Below are 21,592 nucleotides of genomic sequence, written 5' to 3'. Positions count from 1 at the left end.
CCGCGAAATATCGGCTGGACGCGCACGGTTAGAATCGACAGATACACGGCACTGATCCGGCCATCACCGGGGAGCCTTCGGAAGAACGGCGCTCGCGCTCAGTAGAACCGAACGGGTGAGCCCGTCACAGCTCACACAACGAGAGGCTCGTCCCGGTCGGGGCGGGCAAACGGGGTGGTACCGCGGTACGGCGCACCGGCGCCGACATCGTCCCCGTGCCCACATCTCGCGCTCACGGCGCGGCGGCACGAGGAGCAGATCCGCGATGGCGGACGAGACAACTACCGGCAGCGCATACCCCCGGGTCGATTTCGGCACGGGCACGTTCCCGGAGCTCGAAACCAGGGTGCTCGACTACTGGGCCACCGACGACACCTTCCGTGCCGGCATCGCGAACCGCGACGGCGACGAGGAATTCGTCTTCTACGACGGCCCGCCCTTCGCCAACGGTCTGCCGCACTACGGCCACCTGCTCACCGGCTACGTCAAGGACCTGATCCCGCGCTTCCAGACCATGCGCGGCAAGAAGGTGGACCGCCGCTTCGGCTGGGACACCCACGGTCTGCCCGCCGAGATCGAGGCGGAGAAGCAGCTCGGCATCACCGACAAGGCCCAGATCGAGCAGATGGGGCTGGCCGAGTTCAACGCCGCCTGTAAGTCCTCGGTGCTGCGCTACACCGGCGAGTGGCGCGACTACGTGACCCGTCAGGCCCGCTGGGTCGATTTCGACAACGACTACAAGACCCTGGACCTGGACTTCATGGAGTCGGTCATGTGGGCGTTCAAGTCGCTGCACGAGAAGGGCCTGATCTACCAGGGCTTCCGCGTGCTGCCCTACAGCTGGTACGAGCAGACGCCGCTGTCGAACCAGGAGACCCGCCTCGACGACGCGTACAAGATGCGCCAAGACCCCGCGGTCACCGTCGACATGGTCCTGTCCGTGCCCGCCGAGCACCCCCTTTCCGCCCTGGACGGCGCGAACGCGCTGATCTGGACCACCACGCCGTGGACCCTGCCGTCCAACCTCGCCGTCGCGGTGCACCCCGACGTGCGCTACGTGCACGTGCGCGGCGCCGACGACAAGCGCTACCTGCTTGCCGCGGAACGTCTTTCGCATTACACCCGTGAACTCGGTGACGAGCCCGAGGTGCTCGGCGAGTACGACGGCGCGGCCCTGGCCGGGCTGTCCTACGCCCCGCCGTTCGACTTCTTCGTCGGCCACCCGAACGCGCACCGCGTGCTCACCGCCGACTACGTGACCACCGACTCCGGCACCGGAATCGTCCACCTCGCACCGGCTTTCGGTGAGGAGGACATGGACGTCGCCACCGCGAACGGCATCGAGATCGTCCAGCCGCTGGATCCGGCGGGCAAGTTCACCTCGATGGTGCCCCCGTACGAGGGCCTGATGGTGTTCGACGCCAACCCGGTGATCATCAAGGACCTCAAGGCCGACGGAAAACTGTTGCGGCACGAGACGATCGAGCACTCCTACCCGCACAGCTGGCGTTCGGGTCAGCCGCTGATCTACATGGCCGTGCCGTCGTGGTTCGTCGCGGTCACCGAGTTCCGTGACCGGATGGTCGAGCTCAACCAGCGGATCAGCTGGGTGCCCGAGCACATCCGCGACGGCCAGTTCGGCAAGTGGCTCGAGGGCGCGCGCGACTGGAACATCAGCCGAAACCGCTACTGGGGCAGCCCGATCCCGGTCTGGGTCTCCGACGACCCGGCCTACCCGCGCACCGATGTCTACGGTTCGCTCGACGAACTCGAGGCCGACTTCGGCGTGCGTCCCACCGACCTGCACCGCCCGTACATCGACGACCTCACCCGGCCCAATCCCGATGACCCGACCGGGAAGTCGACCATGCGCCGGGTGCCCGAGGTGCTCGACTGCTGGTTCGAGTCGGGCTCGATGCCGTTCGCCCAGGTGCACTACCCGTTCGAGAACAAGGACTGGTTCGACAGTCACTTCCCCGGCGATTTCATCGTCGAGTACAACGGGCAGACGCGCGGCTGGTTCTACACCCTGCACGTGCTCTCGACCGCGCTGTTCGACTCGCCCTCGTTCAAAACCGTTGCCGCGCACGGCATCGTGCTCGGTGACGACGGCCTGAAGATGTCGAAGTCGAAGGGTAACTACCCCAACGTCAACGAGGTCTTCGACCGTGACGGCTCCGACGCCATGCGCTGGTTCCTGATGAGTTCGCCCATCCTGCGCGGCGGCAATCTCATCGTCACCGAGCGCGGCATCCGCGAGGGCGTGAGCCACGCGATGCGGCCGCTGTGGAACGCGTGGACGTTCCTGCAGCTCTACGCCTCCAAGCCCGGGGTGTGGCGCACGGATTCGCCGAACGTGCTCGACCGCTACATCCTGGCCAAGCTCGCGGTCACCCGCGACGTGGTCACCGAGGCGCTCGAGACCTACGACATCGCCGGTGCCGCCGACGAACTGCGTGGGTTCGCCGACGCGCTCACCAATTGGTATGTGCGCCGGTCGCGTTCGCGGTTCTGGTCCGAGGATCGCGACGCCGTCGACACCCTGCACACGGTGTTGGAAGTGGTCACCCGCCTCGCCGCGCCGCTGCTGCCGCTGACCACCGAGGTCATCTGGCGTGGGCTCACCGGCGAACGCTCGGTGCACCTGGCCGACTGGCCGAGCGAGTCCGAGTTGCCGCACGATCCCGAGCTGGTCGACTCGATGGACGAGGTGCGCGAGGTCTGCTCCACCGTGCTGAGCCTGCGCAAGGCCCAGAACCTGCGGGTGCGCCTGCCGCTGGCCGAGGCCACCATCGCCGCGGCCGATGCCGAGCGGCTCGCGCCGTTCACGGACCTGATCGCCGACGAGGTCAACGTCAAGAAGGTCGACCTGACCACCGACGTGTCCGCGCACGGCCGGTTCGAGCTGGTCGTCAACGCGCGCGCCGCCGGTCCGCGCATCGGCAAGCAGGTCCAGGCGGTGATCAAGGCCGTGAAGGCAGGGGAGTGGAGCGAGTCCGCCGACGGTGTCGTCACCGCGGCCGGGATCACCCTGCTGCCCGAGGAGTACACCCAGCGGCTGGTGGCCGCCGAACCCGAGTCCACCGCCGCCCTGCCCGGCAATGCCGGTCTGGTGGTGCTGAACTCGGTGGTCACCGAGGAGTTGGAGGCCGAGGGCTGGGCCCGCGACCTCATCCGCGACCTGCAGGAGACCCGCAAGAACCAGGGCCTCGAGGTCTCGGATCGGATCAGCGTGGTGCTCGACGTGCCGGCCGAGCGGGCCGAGTGGGCGGCGACCCACCGCGACCTGATCGCGGGGGAGATCCTCGCCACCGCACTGACTTTCGGTGACGCGGGTGCCGATGCCGCCGAGATCACCGGCGGGGTCAAGGTGTCGGTCGCCAAGGTCTAGGCAGCGAAAAGGGCGGGACTGCGGTCCCGCCCTTTTTCGTGCGAATTCGCTTACTCCACAACCAGTTCCACCGGGATGTTGCCCCGGGTGGCGTTGGAGTACGGGCACACCTGGTGGGTGGCTTCGATGAGCTGCCTGCCCTGCTCGGTGTGCAGGTGCTCGGGCAGTTCCACGCGCAACACGACCGAGAGTCCGAACCGGCCGCCTTCCAGGGCGTTCAACCCGACCTCGGCGGTGACCGAGGCGTCGTCGGCGTCGAGCTTCATGCGCTGGGCGACCAGTTGCAGCGCGCTGGCGAAGCAGGCCGAGTACCCGGCCGCGAAGAGCTGCTCGGGGTTGGTGCCCGCACCGTCGCCGCCCAGCGCCTTGGGCTTGGCCAGGGTCAGGTCGAGCACGCCGTCGTCGGTGTAGGAGCGGCCGTCGCGGCCGACCGAGGTCGCGATCGCGGTGTAGAGGGGTGCCATGGTGTCCTCCTGGGTAGACAGAACTGTCTGTTCACTGGTGAGCATCAGAGTAGACAGACCTGTCTGATACTGTCAAGGGGGCACCCCAGGGGAAAGGTCACCGATATGAGCGCGGCGCGGGAACGTCTACTCGACACAGCCACCCGGTTGTTCTACGCCGAGGGCGTGCACACCGTCGGCATCGACCGCATCATCGCCGAGGCCGGGATCGCCAAGGCCACCTTCTACCGCCACTTCAAAACGAAGGAAGACCTGGTCGTCGCCTATCTCCAGCGCGAATACGACCGCCAGCGCGAAACCCTGGAAGCGATCCCCGAACCCGGCATCGACGGCATCACCACCATCTTCGACACCCTGGTCGCCATCAGCTGCGGCCCCGGCTTCCGCGGCTGCCCCTTCCTCAACGCCGCCGTCGAATTCCCCGACCCCACCCACCCCGTCCGCCGCGTCGTCGACGACTACCGCACCTGGTTTCGCGACCTCATGGCCACCCGCCTGCGCGCCGCGGGCCACCCCACCCCCGACGACACCGCCCGAGCCCTCCTGCTCACCCGCGACGGCGTCACCATCAGCGGCGGCGTCGGCGACACCGCCACCGTCCGAGCCGGCATCGCAGCCGCCCTCACCCTCCTTGCCTGACCCCGACTCCCCGACCCACCCGGCGAGTCCCCCGAGACACGCCGAAGCCCCGGTACCGTCACACCATCTCCCCGCACGCGAGGAGGACGGCCACCCGAAGCCCGGCCGGTCAGCTGACCTGGACAACCGCTCACCACGCCCTGGTGGCGGGAATACGCGAGCGACCCCGTCACCACAGCGTGGTGATCAACCGTTCAGCAGGAGTGGAAAGGGTGTGCGGATGAAGCGGAAGGTGCTGTGGAGGTTGGGGTTCGGGTTGGTGGCTACCACCGTGACCACGCTGGTGTTCGCGGGGGCGGGGGGTTACTCCTCGACGAGTTGGCGCAGGAGGGGGCCGTATTCGGGGTGGGCAAGGGCCGAGGCGAACTGGGCGACGAGGTAGTCGGCGGGGTTGCCGGTGTCGTACCAGCGGCCCTGGATGACCTGGCCGTAGACCGCGTGGTTGGCGGCGTAGTTGTTGATCGCGTCGGTGAGGTAGACCTCGCCGGTCTTGTGGGTGTACCAGTTCTCGGTCTGGGTCTGGAGTTCCTCGATGATGCCGGGGGTGACCACGTAGCCGCCGATCGCCGCGTACGCCGAGGGCGCGTCCTCGGGCTTGGGCTTCTCCATCAGGCCCGAGATGCGCAGCAGGCCGTCGTCGAGGTCCTCGCGGACCACGGGGACGCCGTAGCGCTGGGACTCGCCCGGCTCCATCGGCAGCAGCGCGAGCACCGGGCAGCCGGTGGACTCGTAGGCGGTGATCAGCTGCTGGGCGCGCGGCACCTCGGCGACGAAGACGTCGTCGGGCCACAGCACCAGCATCGGTTCGTCGCCCAGATGGCGGGCGGCGTTGAGCACGGGGGTGCCGTTGCCGTAGGGCCCGTGCTGGTCGAGGTAGGTGATGTGACCGGCGCGCGAGAGCTCGCCGACCTCCTCGACCGCGTCGGCGTAGGCGGCCTTGCCGTCGGCGCGCAACTGGGCGACCAGTGCCGGGTTGGGGCGGAAGTGATCCTGGATCAGCGACTTGCCGCTGCTCACGACGATCGTGATGTCGGTGATCCCGGAGGCCACCAGCTCACGCACCGTGTGCTCGATGACCGGTTTGTCCCCGACCGGCAGCATCTCCTTCGGCGTCGCCTTGGTCAGCGGAAGCAGCCGGGAGCCGATGCCCGCCGCCGGAATGACAGCCTTGCGGATCTTCATGCTCCGATCATCACATATTCTGCCGGGGGATCGGGGTGGCCCGGCGGACAACCGGGTCAGCGGGGGTTGTCGGTGGGCCCGCGTAGATTGCCGAGCGTGCGCACCTCTACCCCGGCCGCCGGTGCTCCGGCCAGGCCCGATGCGGCCGATACGGCCCGCCGCTGGGTGCTGCACATCGATATGGACGCCTTCTTCGCCTCGGCCGAACAGTTGACCAGACCCACCCTGCGCGGTCGCCCGGTCCTGGTCGGCGGGGCCGGTCAGCGCGGGGTGGTGGCCGGCGCGAGTTACGAGGCGCGCGTCTACGGCGCCCGCTCGGCCATGCCGATGCATCAGGCCCGCCGGCTGATCGGCGTGTCGGCGGTGGTGGTGCCGCCGCGTGGCGCGGTGTACTCGGTGCTGAGCGGGCAGGTGTTCGAGACCTTGCGCGGATGCGTGCCGGTGCTCGAGACGCTCTCGTTCGACGAGGCCTTCGCCGAACCGGTCGAGTTGGTCGGCGCGAGCGTGGCGCAGGTGCAGGACTACTGCGCCATGCTGCGCGCGCTGGTGCACGCGCGCACCGGACTCACCGCCTCGATCGGCGCCGCCACCGGCAAACAACTCGCCAAGATCGGCTCGGGCCTGGCCAAACCCGATGGGATGCGGGTCATCTCGCCCTCGGAGCAGGCCGGGCTGTTGGCCGCGCTGCCGGTGCGCAAGCTGTGGGGGATCGGCCCGGTCGCCGAGTCGCGGCTGCGCAGCCTCGGCATCGAGACCGTCGGCGCGTTCGCCGCGCTGCCCGAATCGGAGGCGGCCTCGATCCTGGGCGGCAGCGTCGGCGCCGCCATGCACCGGCTCGCGCGCGGCGTCGACGACCGCCCGGTCGCCGAACGCGCCGAGGCCAAACAGATCAGCGCCGAGAACACCTACCAGCGCGACATCGTCACCATGACCGACCTGCGCGCCGCCGTCACCGCCATGGCCGCCGCGGCCCACCGCCGCCTCGAACACGACGGTCGCGCCGCGCGCACCGTGGTCCTCAAACTCAAGAAATCCGACATGGGCATCGTGACGAGATCGTTCACCCTGCCCTACGCCACCGCCGACCTCGCCACCCTGGCCGCCGCCGCGCAACGCTCCGCGATCGACCCGGCCGAACTCGGACCCATCCGCCTGGTCGGGGTCGGCTACGGCGGGCTGTCGCTGGTCCGGCAGGAATCGCTGTTCCCCGAACTCGACCAGGCGGTGCCGCAAGACCTGAGCACCGTCGACCACGCCGCCGCGCCCGAACCCGAGGAGCCGGCGAATCCCCCAGGGGGCCTGTGGTTTCCGGGTATGGACGTGCGCCACCCCGAGTTCGGGCACGGGTGGGTGCAGGGCGCGGGCTACGGCGTGGTGACCGTGCGCTTCGAGACCAGCTCGACAGGTCCGGGCCCGGCGCGTACCTTTCCCGCCGACGACACGGGGCTGAGCCGGGCCGACCCGCTCGACAGTCTCTGCTGAGGAGTAGCCTCGGCTATCGCGAAGGAACCAATCCCCCTCGAACGCAAAGGACGAGCAGTTGAAGCTTCGTACGACCGGACGTGTAGCGATCGCCGGACTGGCCGTGGTCGCCGCCCTCGGCCTGAGCGCGTGCAGCGACGACAAGGGTGACAAGCCCGCCGCCAAAACCACCACCAGCGCGTCGGCGGCGGCCTCGGCCACCGCGGACCTGCCCCCCGTGCCGACGGTCGAGCAGCTCAACGAGCAGCTGAACACCGCGCTGGACCCCTCGGTCCCCAACGACCAGAAGCTGGACTTCGTCCAGGGCGGCGAAGCCGATCCCGAGCTGCCCAACCGCCTGGCCCAGGCCGCCGCCGACGCCAATGTCCAGGTGCAGGTCACCGAGGTCACCTCCTTCGGCGACAGCGTCACCGCCAAGGCCGACTTCACCGTCAACGGCCAGACCAACGTCGTCGACGTCCCGTTCGTCGCCGAGGACGGCAAGTGGAAGGTCCAGAAGTCGTGGGCCTGCACCATGCTCACCAACCTGGGCCAGACCTCGGTCGCCTGCCCCTGATCCACCCGTGACAGCCCCGCCCGGATACTTCCGGGTGGGGCTTTCCCCTGCCGGTCGAGAACGTGTTTCGCCTGTTGTCGGTCGCGCGGCTAGTATCGGGCCCCGTGGTAGAGACGATCGTGCGGCAGGGGCATCCGCCCAGGGATGTTTCGGAGCCGGTGCGACGTGATCGCGCGGGATGGGCGCGCGTCGTCGCGATCGTCGCCGGACTGATCGGTGTGCTCACCGCCGCGGTGATCCCGTTCCTGCCCGTCCGGGTCGACGCCGCCACCATCTCCTGGCCCCAGCAGGGCTCGCCGGCCGCGGTCGAATCGCCGCTGGTCGCCTACGCGCCCGCCGCCCTCTCGGCCACCGTGCCCTGCTCCGCGCTGAGCTCCCTGGCCGCCGACGGCGGGGTGGCCGTGTCGACGGTGCCGCGCCAGTCCGGCGAGATGGAGCGCTACGGCTTCGTCGTCAAGGTGGTCGCCGATACGCCCGAGCGCGCCGGTCGCGTCGATGTCGTCTCGCGCTCGACCCTGATCTGGACCGCGCCGCTGGCCGAGGTGCTCGACCGCTCGTGCGCGATCGCGGTCGCGCTCACCCCGAGTGAGGCCACCGTCACCGCGACGGGTCTGCCCGAGGGCGCCCTGGTCTCCGCCGATCTGCGACCACAGGTGGTCGGCGTCTTCAGCGAACTGACCGGCGCCGCCCCCGCCGACCTCGCGGTGCGCGTCGACGTCGATGCCCGCTACACCTCCTCGCCGACCTGGCTCAAGACGGCCGCGATCGTGCTGTGCCTGCTGGCCACCGCCGCGGCGTTGTTCGCCCTGCATCGCCTCGACGCCCTCGACGGCCGCTCCACCCGCCGCTTCCTGCCGCAGCGCTGGTGGCGGTTGCGCCCGGTCGACTGGCTGGTGTTCTCGGTGCTGGTGGTGTGGCATTTCATCGGCGCCAACACCTCCGACGACGGCTACATCCTCGGCATGGCTCGCGGTGCGCGCAGCTCGGGCAACATGTCGAACTACTACCGCTGGTTCAGCGTCGACGAGGGCCCGTTCTACACCCCCTACGTCGACATCATCGGCTGGATCACCCACATCTCCGCGGTGAGCCCGCTGGTTCGTCTGCCCGCTCTCGGCGCGGGCATCCTCACCTGGTGGCTGATCAGCCGCGAAGTCCTACCGCGCCTCGGCGTGGCGGTGCGCCGGATGCCGGTCGCGACCTGGACCGCGGCGCTGGTCTTCCTGGCTTTCTGGTTGCCGTACAACAACGGCCTTCGCGCGGAATTCGTTGTCGCGCTCGGTGTTCTAGTCACCTGGATCTCGGTCGAACGCGCGATCGCGACCCGACGACTGTTGCCGTTCGCGATCGCGGTGATCGTGGCCGCGTTCACCCTCACCGGCGCCCCCTCCGGTCTGATCTGCCTGGGCGCGCTCGTCGCCGGTGCGCGGGTCGTCACCGCGGTGACCGTGCACCGGGCGAAGACGGTGGGCTATCTGCCGCTGCTGCTGCCGATCCTGGCGGCGGGCACCGTCGTGCTCACCGTGGTCTTCGCCGACCGGACCTATGCCGGAGTGCGCGAGATGTTCGCCGTGCACGACGCGATCGGGCCGGGGGAGTCCTGGTTCTTCGAATTCCTGCGCTACCAGTATCTGTTGCAGCTCAACGCCGACGGCTGGCTGACGCGGCGCTTCGGTGTCTTCGCCATGCTGATCGGGTTGGTCGTGTGCACGGTGATCATGCTGCGGCGCGGGGGTCACATCCCCGGCATCGCGGTCGGCCCGACCCGGCGCATGCTCGGCATCACCCTGGCCGCGATGGTGCTGATGATGTTCTCGCCCACCAAGTGGACCCACCAGTTCGGTGTGTTCGCCGGGCTCGCCACCTGCGTCGCCGCGGTGACCGCCGTCGCGGTGAGCTCGACCGTGCTGCGCCCGATCCGCAATCGCGCGCTGTTCGCCGCGGGTGTCTTCTTCGCCATGGCGATGACCTGGGTCGGCGCGAACGGCTACTGGTATGTGTCCTCGTGGGGCATCCCGTTCTGGGACAAGCCGCCAACGTTCGCGGGGTACGGCATCTCGACCGGGTTCGTCGGCCTGACGGTCGTCGCGCTCGCCATCGCCGCGTGGTTCCACATTCACCCGAACCCAGGTCCGAAGGTGACGGCCCGGGTGGGTCGTGTGGTCGGCCTGCCCGTCCTGGCCCTCGCGGCCGCGCTGATGGTGCTGTTCGAACTGGCGTCCTTCGCCAAGGCCACCGTCGCCCAGTACCCCGCGTACTCACTGGCCGAATCCAACTTCGACGCGGCCTTCCGCGGCGGCTGCGGGATGGCCGACGAGGTACTCGTCGAGACCGACCCGAACGCCTCGATGCTCGCGCCGCTGTCCGGCGATCTGGCCACCGCCATGAACGGCACCGAATCGACCGGCTTCCGTGAGAACGGCGTCGCCCCCGACCTCACCTCCGACGAGGTGGAATCGACCACGGGCCAAGCCAATTCGGTGTCCGACGATCCCGCCAAACTGCGTGACGCCTCGACCTCGGCCGGTTCGGAATCCCGACAGGGTTCGTTGCAGCTGCCGTTCGGCCTCGACTCCGCGACCACGCCCGTGCTCGGCAGCTACCGCGCCGGTGATCAGGAGCCCGCCGCGCTCACGACGGGTTGGTTCCGCCTGCCCGACGGCCCGCGCGGCTCGCTGCTCGCGGTGTCGGTGGCCGGTCGGATCCGCTCGATCGACTCCGACGGTATCGTCCATCCCGGTCAGGACCTGACGGTCGAATACGGCACCGCCACGAGCGCGGAGGCCGAGGTCGCGGTGGCCGGTGGGGTCGTCCCCATCGACATCGGCCCCGCGCCGACGTGGCGCAACCTGCGCGTCCCGCTCGACCAGCTGCCCGCCGAGGCGAACGTTGTGCGCCTGGTCGCCGCCGACCGCGACCTCGGCCCCGACCAGTGGCTCGCGGTCACTCCGCCGCGCGTGCCCCAGACCACCACGCTGAACGCGCTGGTCGGTGCCCGCAGCCCCGTGCTGCTGGATTGGGCTGTGGGCCTGCACTTCCCGTGCCAGAACCACATGCCCACCCACAACGGCGTAGCCACCCTGCCCGAATACCGCATCCTGCCCGACCGCAACGGCGCCACCATCACCAACCTGTGGCAGGGCCACGACGGCGGCGGCCCCCTCGGCTGGACCCAACTCCTGTTCACCGCCCGCACTCTGCCGACGTACCTGAACAACGACTGGGACCGAGACTGGGGCTCCATCGAGCAGTACCTCCCCCTCGACACCACCGCCACCCCCGCACAGGTAGACATCACCTCCGAAAACCGCTGGGGCACCTGGACCCCCGGCCCCACCATCACGGCCTGGTAGCAACAGCGCCGCACGTCGACAACGGCACACACCAACAGCTGGATGCCCCCGCCATGACCGCACTCCCAGCCCCGCACGACCCGACCTCGAGGAGGGTCCGCCGCGCAGCGGCGTAGCGGCCCGGCCGCGAGTTAGCGCCCGTTGCGTCCGCGGCGCAGCCGCCAGCAACGGGTGCTAACTCGCGGCCCCCACAGGGGCCGCGCTCGAGCGCGCCAGCGCTCCAAAAACACAGCCTGCGTACCCCCTGGGCCACCAAACCTGGGTCCCCAGACCCCCCCCACCCAAACCCCTACCGCGAACTAGTAGCAATCCGCAAAGCAAGATCCGGCAAATCAGCCCCCGTCAACCCCGGATACCCATGCAATATCCCCCGCCACCGAGCAGGCACCGCCGAAGCCCCCCACCGCGCCCCGAGCAACCCACCCGCGATAGCCGCAGTCGTATCAGTATCGTTCCCCGCCCGCACACAGGCTTCCAAGGCAAGCGGAAGATGCTCCGGCGTCGACTGATCCGTAGAACTGATAGCCCACCACGCAGTCTGCAACGCGTGCACCACCCACCCATTATTGGGAAAGTCCGCAGGCGTCCCCTTCTCCGCCTCGTCCAACCGCTCGGTCCAGTACGCCGATTGCGTTGACTCCCGGACGTATTCACGCACCCCACCGAAGTCGGCATTGAGCACCGCGTGCCGGATGGCGTAGGTCCACAGCTTGCACGCCTCGACCGCGTGCTCGTCGTTGTGCGTGAGCAACCCGACCCGCCCCGCCGCCGCGACGCATTCCGCTTCGTCGTCGAGGTAGGCCAGCGCGACCGGCGCGGTCCGCATGAGCGAACCGTTGCCCCCGGTGCGACCGGTGAGTGACATCGCCACCGCTTGCATGTCCATTGCCGAGGACGGCCTGGCGGACAACACGGTTCGGGTCTGATTGCCGATGTCGGGCGGCTTGGAGTCGAACCAGGACACGAACCCGGCCGCGACCGCGTCGAGGTCGATTCCCGGCCCGTTGACCGCGGCGACCGAGACCGCCAGCGCCATGGAGGTGTCGTCGGTCCATTCGCCGGGCGCCCAGTCGAATACCCCGCCGCCGATCATGTCGATCACCGCGTCGGGTCCGGGCTGGGTGAATTCGTACCCGGCTCCCAGCGCGTCACCGGCCGCGGTGCCGACCAGCACCCCGGCTACCCGATCCGAGAATCCCGCATCGTGCACAGCTATCCACCTCTTCCGGGCCGCCCACTCTGGCGTTTGTCCGATTATCGAGCCTACCGGTCGGGATGTGAACACTTGCCGATTCGCGCCGCTACGACACCGAATCGAGCTTTTACCCCGCTCGACAACGCGAGTGTTCGCGGAGCTATCGCCTCGCCACGTCGGTCGGTTCCACCACCGACCCGTGTCGGTTGCGTCGCGCTCGCACCAGCGCGTCGGTGGTGAACACCGCCAGCGCCGCCCAGATCAGCGCGAATCCGGCCCAGCGCGAGGCGGGCATGGGTTCGTGCAGTACCGCCACACCCCATGCCATCTGCAATGCCGGGGTCAGGTATTGCAGGATGCCCAGGGTCGACATCGGCACCCGTTGCGCCGCGACCGCGAACAGCAGCAGCGGCAGCAGGGTCACCGGTCCGGTCGCGAGCATGAGCCCGAAATGGGCGGGGCTGGAGGTCATCTCGCTGCGCCCGGTGGCCATCAGCACGATCAGGAACGCCAGCGCGAACGGCACCGCGACGATGCCCTCGGCGGCGATCCCGCGCAGGGCGTCGAGCCTGATCACCTTCTTCACCAGCCCGTACACCGCGAACGAGCACGCCAGCACCAGCGCGATCACCGGCGGGCGCCCGTAGTCCACGGTCAACACCACCACCGCCAGCGCCCCCAACCCCAGCGCCGCCCACTGCGCCGCGGCGAGGCGTTCCCGGAACACCGCCACTCCGATGGCCACGGTCACCAGCGGGTTGATGAAGTAGCCGAGCGCGCATTCCACGACGTGCCCGGTGGTGACCCCGAGCACGTACACGCCCCAGTTCACCGACAGTGCCGCCGAGGCGACCGCCGCCATCCGCCAGGTGCGCGCGTCGATCCCGCGCAGCTCGCCCAGTCGTCGGGTGAGGGCGAGCAGAACCAACACCACGACGAGTGTCCAGATGATCCGTTGCGCCACGACTTCGGCGGGTGAGGCGAAGGCCAACAGTCCGAAGAAGGCGGCGAACGACCCCCAGATGAGATAAGCCCCCGTCCCGAAAACGACGCCGGGCGGGGACGGGTTGCGCTGCATTCATCCCATGATACGACCGGCTAATCTGACCGTCATGTCCATTTCCGTGCAGGAGCCCGCCGCCACCGGGCTCACCGCCGCCCAGGTCGAGGAGCGCCGTCGCGACGGGCGCACCAATGATGTGCCGGCCAGGGCGAGTCGGTCGGTCGGCGAGATCGTCCGCGCGAACGTCTTCACCCGCATCAACGCCATTCTCGGTGTGCTGTTCGTGCTGGTCCTGTCGACCGGGTCGATCATCGACGGCATGTTCGGGTTGCTCATCGTGGCCAACAGCGCGATCGGCATCATCCAGGAGGTCAGGGCCAAGCGGACCCTCGACGAGCTGGCGATCGTGAGCCAGGCCAGGCCGACCGTGCGCCGTGACGGGGTGGCCCGGCAGATCCCGCCGGGTGAGGTGGTGCTCGACGATCTGATCGAGCTCGGCCCCGGCGATCAGATCGTGGTCGACGGCGAGGTGGCCGAGGCGGCGTCGCTCGAGGTGGACGAGTCGTTGCTCACCGGTGAGGCCGACCCGATCGACAAGGGTGTCGGCGCCCCGGTGATGTCGGGCAGTTTCGTGGTGTCGGGTTCGGGCGCCTACCGGGCCACCAAGGTCGGCCGCGACGCCTACGCCGCGAAGCTGGCCGAGGAGGCCAGCAAGTTCACGCTGGTGCATTCCGAATTGCGTTCGGGCATCGACAAGATCCTCAAGTTCATCACCTACCTGCTCATTCCGGCGGGCCTGCTCAGCATCTACAACCAGCTGTTCTCCAGTCACGAATCCTGGCGCCCGGCGGTGACCGGCATGGTCGCCGCGCTGGTGCCGATGGTGCCGGAGGGCCTGGTGCTGATGACCTCGATCGCGTTCGCGGTCGGTGTGGTGCGCCTGGGCAAACGGCAGTGCCTGGTGCAGGAACTGCCCGCGATCGAGGGCCTGGCCCGCGTGGATGTGGTGTGCGCGGACAAGACCGGCACCCTGACCGAGAACGGCATGCGCCTGGCCCAGGTCGAACCGCTGGGCACCTTCGACGAGGCGACGGTGAAACAGGCCCTCGCCGCCCTGGCGAGCGACGACCCGCGCCCCAATGCCAGCGTCCAGGCCATCGCCGAAGCCCTGACCGAGGCCCCCGGCTGGCAACAGACCGCCGTCGCCCCGTTCTCCTCGGCCAAGAAGTGGAGCGGCATTTCCTATGGGGCGCAGGGGGATTGGCTGCTCGGCGCCGCCGACGTCCTGCTCGACCCCGCCTCCGCCGACGCCGCCCACGCCGAACAACTCGGCTCCTCGGGTCTGCGCGTGCTGCTGCTGGCCCGTAGTGACCGTCCCGTCGACGCCGCCGCCGCGCCCGGTGTGGTGGAGCCCGCCGCGCTGGTCGTGCTCGAACAGAAGGTGCGCCCCGACGCCAAGGAAACCCTCGAATACTTCGCGAGCCAACAGGTGTCGATCAAGGTCATCTCCGGCGACAACGCGGTCTCCGTCGGCGCCGTCGCCTCCTCGCTGGATCTGCCCGGCGGCGACCACGCCGTCGACGCGCGCACCCTGCCCGACGATCAGACCGCCCTGGCCGATGTGCTCGACCACGAGACCACCTTCGGCCGGGTCCGGCCCGATCAGAAGCGCGCCATGGTCGGCGCCCTGCAATCGCGCGGGCACACCGTCGCCATGACCGGGGACGGCGTCAACGACGTGCTCGCCCTCAAGGACGCCGATATCGGTGTGGCGATGGGCGCGGGCAGCCCGGCCACCCGCGCGGTGGCCCAGATCGTGTTGCTGGACAACAAGTTCGCGACCCTGCCGTACGTGGTGGGGGAGGGGCGCCGGGTGATCGGCAATATCGAACGCGTCTCGAACCTGTTCCTCACCAAGACCGTGTACTCGGTGCTGCTGGCGTTCCTGGTCGGCATCGCGGGTGTCGGTTCGCAGATCTTCGGCTACGACCCCATCGGCTACCCGTTCCTGCCGCGCCACGTCACCATCGCGGCCTGGTTCACCATCGGCATCCCCGCCTTCGTGCTGTCGCTGGCGCCCAACAACGAGCGCGCCCGCACCGGTTTCGTCGGCCGGGTGATGCGCCTGGCGGTGCCCTCGGGCATCGTGATCGGCGTGGCGACCTTCGTGTCCTATCTCATCGCCTACGCGGGTCCGGAAGCGTCGGAGACCCAGAAGGTGCAGGCGGGCACCACCGCGCTGATCACGCTGATCATGATCGCCATGTGGGTGCTGGTGCTGGTCGCGCGGCCGTACGTGTGGTGGAAGGTCGTGCTGATCGGGGTGTCGGTGCTGGCGTACGTGGCGCTGTTCACGATCCCGTTCACGCGCGAGTTCTTCAAGCTCGACCCGTCCAATCCGCGCCTGACGCTGGCGGCGGTGGTGTGCGGCGCGGTGGGCATCGTGCTGGTGGAACTGGCGTGGTGGGTGCAGGCGCGGCTGTCGGGTGAGCGGGGCGAACTCGTGCCCGCGGTGGGGGCGCAGGGGGCGTGAGGCGTCGCTGACGCAACCGTAATCGATTCGAGAACCGTTGGGCCGGACGAGGATTCGGTCTTGGAGTACCTTTGCCGGTTATGGAGGTTCAGCTGCCGCACTGTCTCGGGGTGTCCCGGTGACCCCCGCCGAGCTCGACGACCTGTTCGGCGACCTCGTCGCGGAGATCGATCGCCTCGATCCACCGGCCCTCGACCTGATGGCCGATGCCTACGATCGGGCCGGGGATGTGGATCGGGCGCGCGCCCTGTGGGAGCTGGCCGAGACCCGGCGACTATAGCGCTACTCGCTCGGCACCGGTCCGTCGTCGGGTGTCGGGGTGACGACATCGGCACTGTCGGGTAGCAGCGGACTCACCGCGAACCGCCCCGCCACCGCGTCGGCGGGCAACGCCTGCACCGCGCGCACCCCGGATCGCGTTGCGAGATCACGCAATTGGGGCAGGGTGCCGCGCACCACGAGCCCGGCGGTGCACGCGCACCCGGCCCGCAGCCGAGACTCGGCCAGCCGCGCGATCTCTCCGCTGCGGGCATCACGAACCTGCTGTGCCGCAATCAGTCCCGCCGCGGCGTCGGCGGATTTCACCGCGGGTTCGTCGCCCGCGGGCACGGCGACGGTCACCACCGGCGTCTGCACCCGGTCCACCGGCACGTGCTGGATCACCCCCGATACCCGCAATCCGTCGGCGGCGGCCGGGATCTGCGGGGCGGTCAGGTATTCGGTGAACGAGACCAGCGCCCAGCGCGGGTCGGTGTCGTCCCCGAAGAGCGAGTCGCGCGCGTCGTCGAGGTACTGCTGGATCTGTTCGCCGGTCGCGGGTCCGAGCCGGTCGGTCGCCACCGGCGACACGGGTGCCGGTTCACCGAACGCGACGACGAGCAGGATCACCGCGCCGATCGCCGCGGCCCCGTAGATGACGGCGTTGCGCAGCGGGAACCGGCGCCCCGACGCCTCGGTGGGCGGCTCGGCGGGCATGTTCTCGCTGAGTTCCCCGCGGTCGTCCGACGCCGTGTCCGGCGACGGTTGTGACGACCGCGGGTCGTCAGGCATTGCGTAGTACTTCCAGGGCCCCGGCCAGGTCGTCGGGGTACTCGCTGGTGATCTCGAGCCAGCGACCGTCGGCCGGGTGGTGGAAGCCGAGCTGACGCGCGTGCAACCACTGCCGCTCCAGGCCCAGGCGCTTGGCCAGGGTCGGGTCGGCGCCGTAGGTGAGGTCGCCCGCGCAGGGGTGGCGCACCGCGGAGAAGTGCACCCGGATCTGGTGCGTGCGGCCGGTTTCGAGGTGCACGTCGAGCAGGCTGGCGGCCTGGAACGCCTCGATGGTGTCGTAGTGGGTCACGCTGGGGCGCCCGTCGCCGGTCACCGCGAACTTCCAGGCATTGCCCCGCGCGCGACCGATCGGCGCGTCGATGGTGCCGCTGCTCGGATCCGGGTGTCCCTGCACGAGTGCATGGTATTGCTTGTCGACCGTGCGTTCCTTGAAGGCGCGCTTGAGCATCGTGTAGGCGTGTTCGGATTGTGCCACGACCATCACCCCGGAGGTGCCGACGTCGAGCCGGTGCACGATGCCCTGACGCTCGTGCGCGCCCGAGGTGGAGATGCGATAGCCCATCGCGGCCAGCCCGCCCACCACCGTCGGTCCGGTCCAGCCGACCCCGGCGTGCGCGGCGACGCCGATCGGCTTGTCCACCGCGACGATGTCGTCGTCGGCGTAGAGGATGTTCATCCCGTCGACCGGAGTGGCCTCGACGGTGAGTTCGCGCTTGGGTTCGGGGAAGATCACTTCCAGCCACGCGCCCGCGGTCAACCGGTCGGACTTGCCCGCCGCCACCCCGTCGATCTGCACCGAGCCGTCCTCGGTCAGCGCCACGACCGCGGTGCGCGAGAGGCCGAGCAGTCGCGCCAGTCCGGCGTCCACCCGCATCCCGTCCAACCCGTCGGGAACGGGCATCGTCCTGGTTTCTCTCATGCGGTCTCCTCAGAAGAATGTTTGCGACCGCTGCGGGTGCCGTCGGGTTCGAACCCGAACACGGTGAGCGCGACCAGCAGGATCGCCCCGCAGACGATGGCCGAGTCGGCGACGTTGAAGACCGGGAAGGAGCCGACGGCGACGAAGTCGACGACGTGGCCCTGCAGCGGTCCGGGGGAGCGGAAGATGCGGTCGACCAGGTTGCCCAGCGCCCCGCCGAGCACCATGCCGAGGCCGATGCCCCACCACAGCGAGCGCAGGGTGCGCCCGATCCTGATCACCCCGATCACGACCGCGGCGGCGACGAGGGTCAGCAACCAGGTCATGCCGGTCGCCATCGAGAACGCCGCGCCGGGATTTCGTACGAGTCGGAACCCGGCGAAGTCGCCGATGATCGGAATCCACTCGTAGGGCTTGATGTAGGCGACCGCGAGGCACTTGGTCAGCAGGTCGAGGCCGAACAGCACGGCGGCGATCGCCAGCAGCGTCGGCAACCGGCGCCGACCAGCGGGTTTCGCCGTCTCGGCGGCCGCGAGCGCGGGCTCGGCCGTCGGTGCGGCGGGCTCGTCACCGGTGTCGGGGACGGCTGCGTGGTCGGTGGGCCGGTCTTCACTCACCCGTCCATCATTCCCTAGTCGCGATCGGCGCTGCGCCGCGGTGCCGGGGATCCCAGCTGTTACTCAGGAAGCGGTCGTACCCTGATGGCTGTGACGGTGTTGTCTGGTTCCCGCTTACCCCGCTTCGCGCGCCCCGGGGTGTTACTGGTGGCGCTCGTGCTCGGGTTCGCCACGTTCGGCGCCGGGTGCGCCGACCGGTCGTCGGTGTCGGCCGACGGTGACGGCACCGAGCCGCTCGGCATCGGCAAGGAGGTGACCGTGCCGATCACGGCCGCGGTCACCACCCTGGTCTCGCCCGGCGCCGAGCCGCGCGAGCTGCTGCGCCCGCGCTACGCGCCCGGCGCCACGCAGGAGGTGACCTTGCGCACCGACTACCGGATCCAGCAGCAGGTCAACGATCAACCCGCCCGCGACTTCTCACCCGCCGCGCTCACCATCCCGATGACCGCGCGCGCGGGCACCGACGGTGTCGACCTCGTCCTCGGCGCGGTCACCACGCCCGATCCCGCGCTCAACAAGGCGTTCACCGCCGCCGACGGTTCGCACGCCGGGCTGGGCATGAGCGACCTCGGCGCCATCACCGAGCTGCGCCTCGCGCCGTCCCCGGACACCCCGAACAATGCCCGCGCCTCGCTCGAGCAGGCGTTCTATCAGGCGGTGTACCAGTCGATCGCGTTCCCCGACGAGCCCGTGGGGGTCGGCGCGGTGTGGACGGTGCACCAGAAGATCACCGGCGGGGTCACCCTCGACCAGATCGCCACCGCCACCCTCACCGGCCGCGAAGGCGATCGACTCACCATCGATCTGCAGGTGAACCAGACCCCCACCGACACGGTCTGGCAGCTGCCCAACGACGCGGGCTCGCTCGACATCGACGGTTACGTGATGGAGGGTGTGGGTTCGATCACCATCGATCTCGGTATGCCGCTGCCCGTTTCGGGCACGATCGAGCTCGGCGGTCAGCAGACCTACCGGGACACGCGCAGCGTGAGCACCCTGGTGCAGACGCAGTCCACGCGGATCTCCTGGACGGAGTGATGCGAGCGGGTTCCCTGCGCCTGGGCGCGGCCGTTTCGGCGTGCGTGGGTCTGGTCTCGATCGCGGCCTGCGGGTCCGACGACGCCGAGTCGCCGAGTTCGTTCCCCGCGACCGTCGCCGCCGCGCCCGGCACCGGCGCGCCGATCCGCGACTCCGCGCAGTTGGCGGCCGAGCTGCTCGCCGCCGACGACCTGCCCGGCGATTTCGCGGTGGTGCCCCCGCGCGGCGAGTCCACCGGCCCGGCCGTGCCCCCGGCGGCCCTGACCGACCCGCCCGACTGCGCGCGGCTGCTCTCCCCGATCGCCCAGCAGTGGCCCGGCGCCTCGGCGACGGCGTCGGTCCAGTTCGCCGGCCCCAGCTTCGCCACGATCGACATCGACGCGGCGACCTACACGGACACGGCCCTGACCCCGGCCTTCGAGGCCCTGCAAGCCCAACCGCGCCGCTGCGCCCGCTACTCCGGTGACGACGCCGGGGTGCGGATCGACTACCGCGCCACCGGCTTGGACCAGCCCGCCGCCGGGGACGCCAGTTCCGCGTTCACCCTGACCGCCACGAGCGAGGGCCTGACCCTGACCTCGGCGATAGCGCTGGTGCAGGTGGGCAATACGGTGGTGCAGGTCATCGTGACCGCGCCGGAGGTGGTCGATCCCGGGGTCCTCGCGGACCTGACCGCCGCCCAGGTGCGCAAGTTGCGCTAGGACGAGCCCAGCTTCCGGCCGAGGTGGGCGATGTAGCCGCGAACATCCTCGGCGCCGCGATCGGGTAGCCCGAACACGACCTCGGTGACGCCGAGCGCGGACCACCGGTCGAGCTGCTCGGGATCGTGACGACCGGCCAGCGCGATGACCCGAGGTAGCTCCGCCCGACCCGCGTCCTTCCAGATCCGGTGCAGGAGTTCGATTTTGGAGCCCAGTTCGCCCTCGGTGGGCGTGGTGATCCAGCCGTCGGCGTGCGCGGCCAACCACCGGAACGTCTTCTCGGTGCCGCCCGCCCCGAGCAGCACCGGAACCTCGGCGTCGACCGGTTTCGGCCACGACCAACTCGGCCCGAACGTCACGAACTCACCGGCGAACTCCGCCTCCTCGCGCGACCACAGGGCCCGCATGGCGTCGAGATGTTCGCGCAGTACGGTGCGGCGCCTGGTCGGAGGCACGCCGTGGTGGGCGAGTTCGTCGGTGTTCCAGCCGAATCCGACGCCGAGCTCCACCCGACCCCCGGACAGGTGGTCCAGCGAGGCGATGGTCTTGGCCAGGGCGATCGGGTGGTGTTCGGCGGGCAGCGCCACCGCGGTGGACAACGTGATGCGCTCGGTGACCGCGGCGGCGGTGGCCAGCGCGACCCACGGGTCCAGGGTGCGCAGGTAGCGGTCGTCGGGCAGGGTCGCGTCGCCGGTCTGCGGGTGCGCGGCGGCGCGGATCACGGGTATGTGGGTGTGCTCGGGCACGTAGAACGCGTCGAACCCGGCCTCCTCCGCCGCCCGCGCGGCCTCGGCGGGCGTGATGCCCCGGTCACTGGTGAACAACACGACCCCGTAGCGCACGTTCCTGCCTCCGCATCCCGACTGAGAACTAGAACAAGTTCTACATGACCGGATCGGGTTCCGCCAGGTCCTTTCCCCGGCCGGATCGGGGGAATAGGCTGGCCGGGTCCGAGCATCAACCTCGACACGGAGGTATCCGATGTCTGCTGTGTCCCCCATTCCCGAGGGTTATCCGAGGATCTGTCCCGGCATCTCCTGCGCGGGCGCCGCGGTCGCGCTCGACTTCTACATCGACATCTTCGGCGCCACCGAACGCATGCGCATGCAGGCGCCGGACGGCACCGTCATGCACAGCGAACTGCTGATCGGCGATTCGGTCCTGATGGTCGGCGACCCGGTCCCGGAGATGGGTTTCCGCGATCCGAAATCGGTCGGCGGCTCGCCGGTGAACCTCACCGTCTACCTGCCCGACGCCGACGCCGCCTTCACCGCCGCCCTCGCCGCGGGCGCCACCGCGATCACGCCGATGACCGACCAGTTCTACGGCGACCGCAGCGGCTCCTTCGAGGATCCGTGGGGTCACCACTGGACCGTGGCCACCCACGTCGAGGACGTGGCGCCGGACGAGATGCAGCGGCGCATGGCGGAGATGATGAACGCCGGTTGAGCGCCGCCGCCACGCGCCGA

18 protein-coding genes are annotated in these 21,592 nt (G+C 69.6%); 10 read left to right on the top strand and 8 right to left on the bottom strand.

Annotation, left to right across the window (positions count from 1 at the left end):
- Window positions 1-265 precede the first annotated feature (265 nt).
- A complete protein-coding gene (gene ileS, locus ACFP3H_RS12895; protein WP_378604592.1) occupies window positions 266-3,391 on the top strand; it encodes an isoleucine--tRNA ligase in 3,126 nt (1,041 codons plus the stop codon).
- A gap of 50 nt (window positions 3,392-3,441) precedes the next feature.
- On the opposite strand, the gene ACFP3H_RS12890 is transcribed toward ileS, so the two are convergent.
- The gene (locus ACFP3H_RS12890) at window positions 3,442-3,855 is read right to left on the bottom strand and encodes an organic hydroperoxide resistance protein (RefSeq protein WP_378604589.1); all 414 of its coding nucleotides are present in this window, start codon (window positions 3,853-3,855) and stop codon (window positions 3,442-3,444) included.
- 105 nt (window positions 3,856-3,960) lie between these two features.
- Between ACFP3H_RS12890 and ACFP3H_RS12885 the strand changes: the two genes are divergently transcribed.
- Window positions 3,961-4,494: a TetR/AcrR family transcriptional regulator gene (locus ACFP3H_RS12885; protein WP_378604586.1), complete on the top strand. Its 534-nt coding sequence runs from the start codon at window positions 3,961-3,963 to the stop codon at window positions 4,492-4,494.
- 303 nt (window positions 4,495-4,797) lie between these two features.
- Here ACFP3H_RS12885 and ACFP3H_RS12880 read toward each other — a convergent pair whose 3' ends face one another.
- On the bottom strand, window positions 4,798-5,676 hold the full coding sequence (locus ACFP3H_RS12880; RefSeq protein WP_378604583.1) for a UTP--glucose-1-phosphate uridylyltransferase: 879 nt from the start codon (window positions 5,674-5,676) through the stop codon (window positions 4,798-4,800).
- Window positions 5,677-5,856: 180 nt separating this feature from the next.
- On the opposite strand from ACFP3H_RS12880, the gene ACFP3H_RS12875 reads away from it, so the two are divergent.
- From ACFP3H_RS12875 to ACFP3H_RS12865, 3 genes are all read left to right on the top strand, one after another.
- Complete coding sequence (locus ACFP3H_RS12875) at window positions 5,857-7,158, top strand: DNA polymerase IV (RefSeq protein ID WP_378604771.1); 1,302 nt, start codon at window positions 5,857-5,859, stop codon at window positions 7,156-7,158.
- 58 nt (window positions 7,159-7,216) lie between these two features.
- Window positions 7,217-7,714, top strand: coding sequence for a WKL family lipoprotein (locus ACFP3H_RS12870; RefSeq protein ID WP_378604580.1), 498 nt, complete (start codon window positions 7,217-7,219; stop codon window positions 7,712-7,714).
- 104 nt (window positions 7,715-7,818) lie between these two features.
- Complete coding sequence (locus ACFP3H_RS12865; protein WP_378604578.1) at window positions 7,819-11,067, top strand: arabinosyltransferase domain-containing protein; 3,249 nt, start codon at window positions 7,819-7,821, stop codon at window positions 11,065-11,067.
- 289 nt (window positions 11,068-11,356) lie between these two features.
- On the opposite strand, the gene ACFP3H_RS12860 is transcribed toward ACFP3H_RS12865, so the two are convergent.
- Window positions 11,357-12,277, bottom strand: coding sequence for an ADP-ribosylglycohydrolase family protein (locus ACFP3H_RS12860; protein ID WP_378604575.1), 921 nt, complete (start codon window positions 12,275-12,277; stop codon window positions 11,357-11,359).
- Between the two features lie 145 nt (window positions 12,278-12,422).
- Window positions 12,423-13,340, bottom strand: a complete 918-nt coding sequence (rarD, locus tag ACFP3H_RS12855; protein ID WP_378604573.1) for an EamA family transporter RarD — start codon at window positions 13,338-13,340, stop codon at window positions 12,423-12,425.
- 34 nt (window positions 13,341-13,374) lie between these two features.
- Between rarD and ACFP3H_RS12850 the strand changes: the two genes are divergently transcribed.
- Together ACFP3H_RS12850 and ACFP3H_RS12845 are read left to right on the top strand one after the other, a co-directional pair.
- Window positions 13,375-15,798, top strand: coding sequence for a cation-translocating P-type ATPase (locus tag ACFP3H_RS12850; protein ID WP_378604570.1), 2,424 nt, complete (start codon window positions 13,375-13,377; stop codon window positions 15,796-15,798).
- Between the two features lie 118 nt (window positions 15,799-15,916).
- Window positions 15,917-16,078 carry a hypothetical protein gene (locus tag ACFP3H_RS12845; RefSeq protein ID WP_378604567.1) on the top strand — a complete coding sequence of 54 codons (162 nt, stop codon included), beginning with the start codon at window positions 15,917-15,919 and terminating at the stop codon, window positions 16,076-16,078.
- Window positions 16,079-16,080: 2 nt separating this feature from the next.
- Here ACFP3H_RS12845 and ACFP3H_RS12840 read toward each other — a convergent pair whose 3' ends face one another.
- From ACFP3H_RS12840 to lspA, 3 genes are all read right to left on the bottom strand, one after another.
- Entirely contained in the window at window positions 16,081-16,773 is a 693-nt protein-coding gene (locus ACFP3H_RS12840; RefSeq protein ID WP_378604564.1) for a hypothetical protein, read from the bottom strand.
- Between the two features lie 67 nt (window positions 16,774-16,840).
- Window positions 16,841-17,767 (bottom strand): RluA family pseudouridine synthase, encoded by a 927-nt coding sequence (locus ACFP3H_RS12835; RefSeq protein WP_378604562.1) that lies wholly within the window; start codon window positions 17,765-17,767, stop codon window positions 16,841-16,843.
- Window positions 17,764-18,384, bottom strand: coding sequence for a signal peptidase II (gene lspA / locus ACFP3H_RS12830; protein WP_378604559.1), 621 nt, complete (start codon window positions 18,382-18,384; stop codon window positions 17,764-17,766). Before lspA ends, ACFP3H_RS12835 begins: the two co-directional genes overlap by 4 nt.
- An 84-nt stretch (window positions 18,385-18,468) precedes the next feature.
- Between lspA and ACFP3H_RS12825 the strand changes: the two genes are divergently transcribed.
- A complete protein-coding gene (locus ACFP3H_RS12825) occupies window positions 18,469-19,422 on the top strand; it encodes a hypothetical protein (protein WP_378604556.1) in 954 nt (317 codons plus the stop codon).
- Window positions 19,422-20,123 (top strand): hypothetical protein, encoded by a 702-nt coding sequence (locus ACFP3H_RS12820; RefSeq protein ID WP_378604553.1) that lies wholly within the window; start codon window positions 19,422-19,424, stop codon window positions 20,121-20,123. Before ACFP3H_RS12825 ends, ACFP3H_RS12820 begins: the two co-directional genes overlap by 1 nt.
- Here ACFP3H_RS12820 and ACFP3H_RS12815 read toward each other — a convergent pair.
- On the bottom strand, window positions 20,120-20,965 hold the full coding sequence (locus ACFP3H_RS12815; protein ID WP_378604550.1) for a TIGR03619 family F420-dependent LLM class oxidoreductase: 846 nt from the start codon (window positions 20,963-20,965) through the stop codon (window positions 20,120-20,122). The genes ACFP3H_RS12820 and ACFP3H_RS12815 overlap by 4 nt on opposite strands.
- Before the next feature lie 139 nt (window positions 20,966-21,104).
- Here ACFP3H_RS12815 and ACFP3H_RS12810 point away from each other — a divergent pair, with 139 nt between their 5' ends.
- Window positions 21,105-21,572: a VOC family protein gene (locus ACFP3H_RS12810; protein WP_378604547.1), complete on the top strand. Its 468-nt coding sequence runs from the start codon at window positions 21,105-21,107 to the stop codon at window positions 21,570-21,572.
- Window positions 21,573-21,592: the final 20 nt, after the last annotated feature.

It is taken from the genome of Nocardia lasii (genome assembly GCF_042658545.1).
Lineage (GTDB): Bacteria > Actinomycetota > Actinomycetes > Mycobacteriales > Mycobacteriaceae > Nocardia > Nocardia lasii.
The sequence above is the reverse complement of the archived record's forward strand: the minus strand, read 5'-3'. Positions and strand labels throughout refer to the sequence as shown.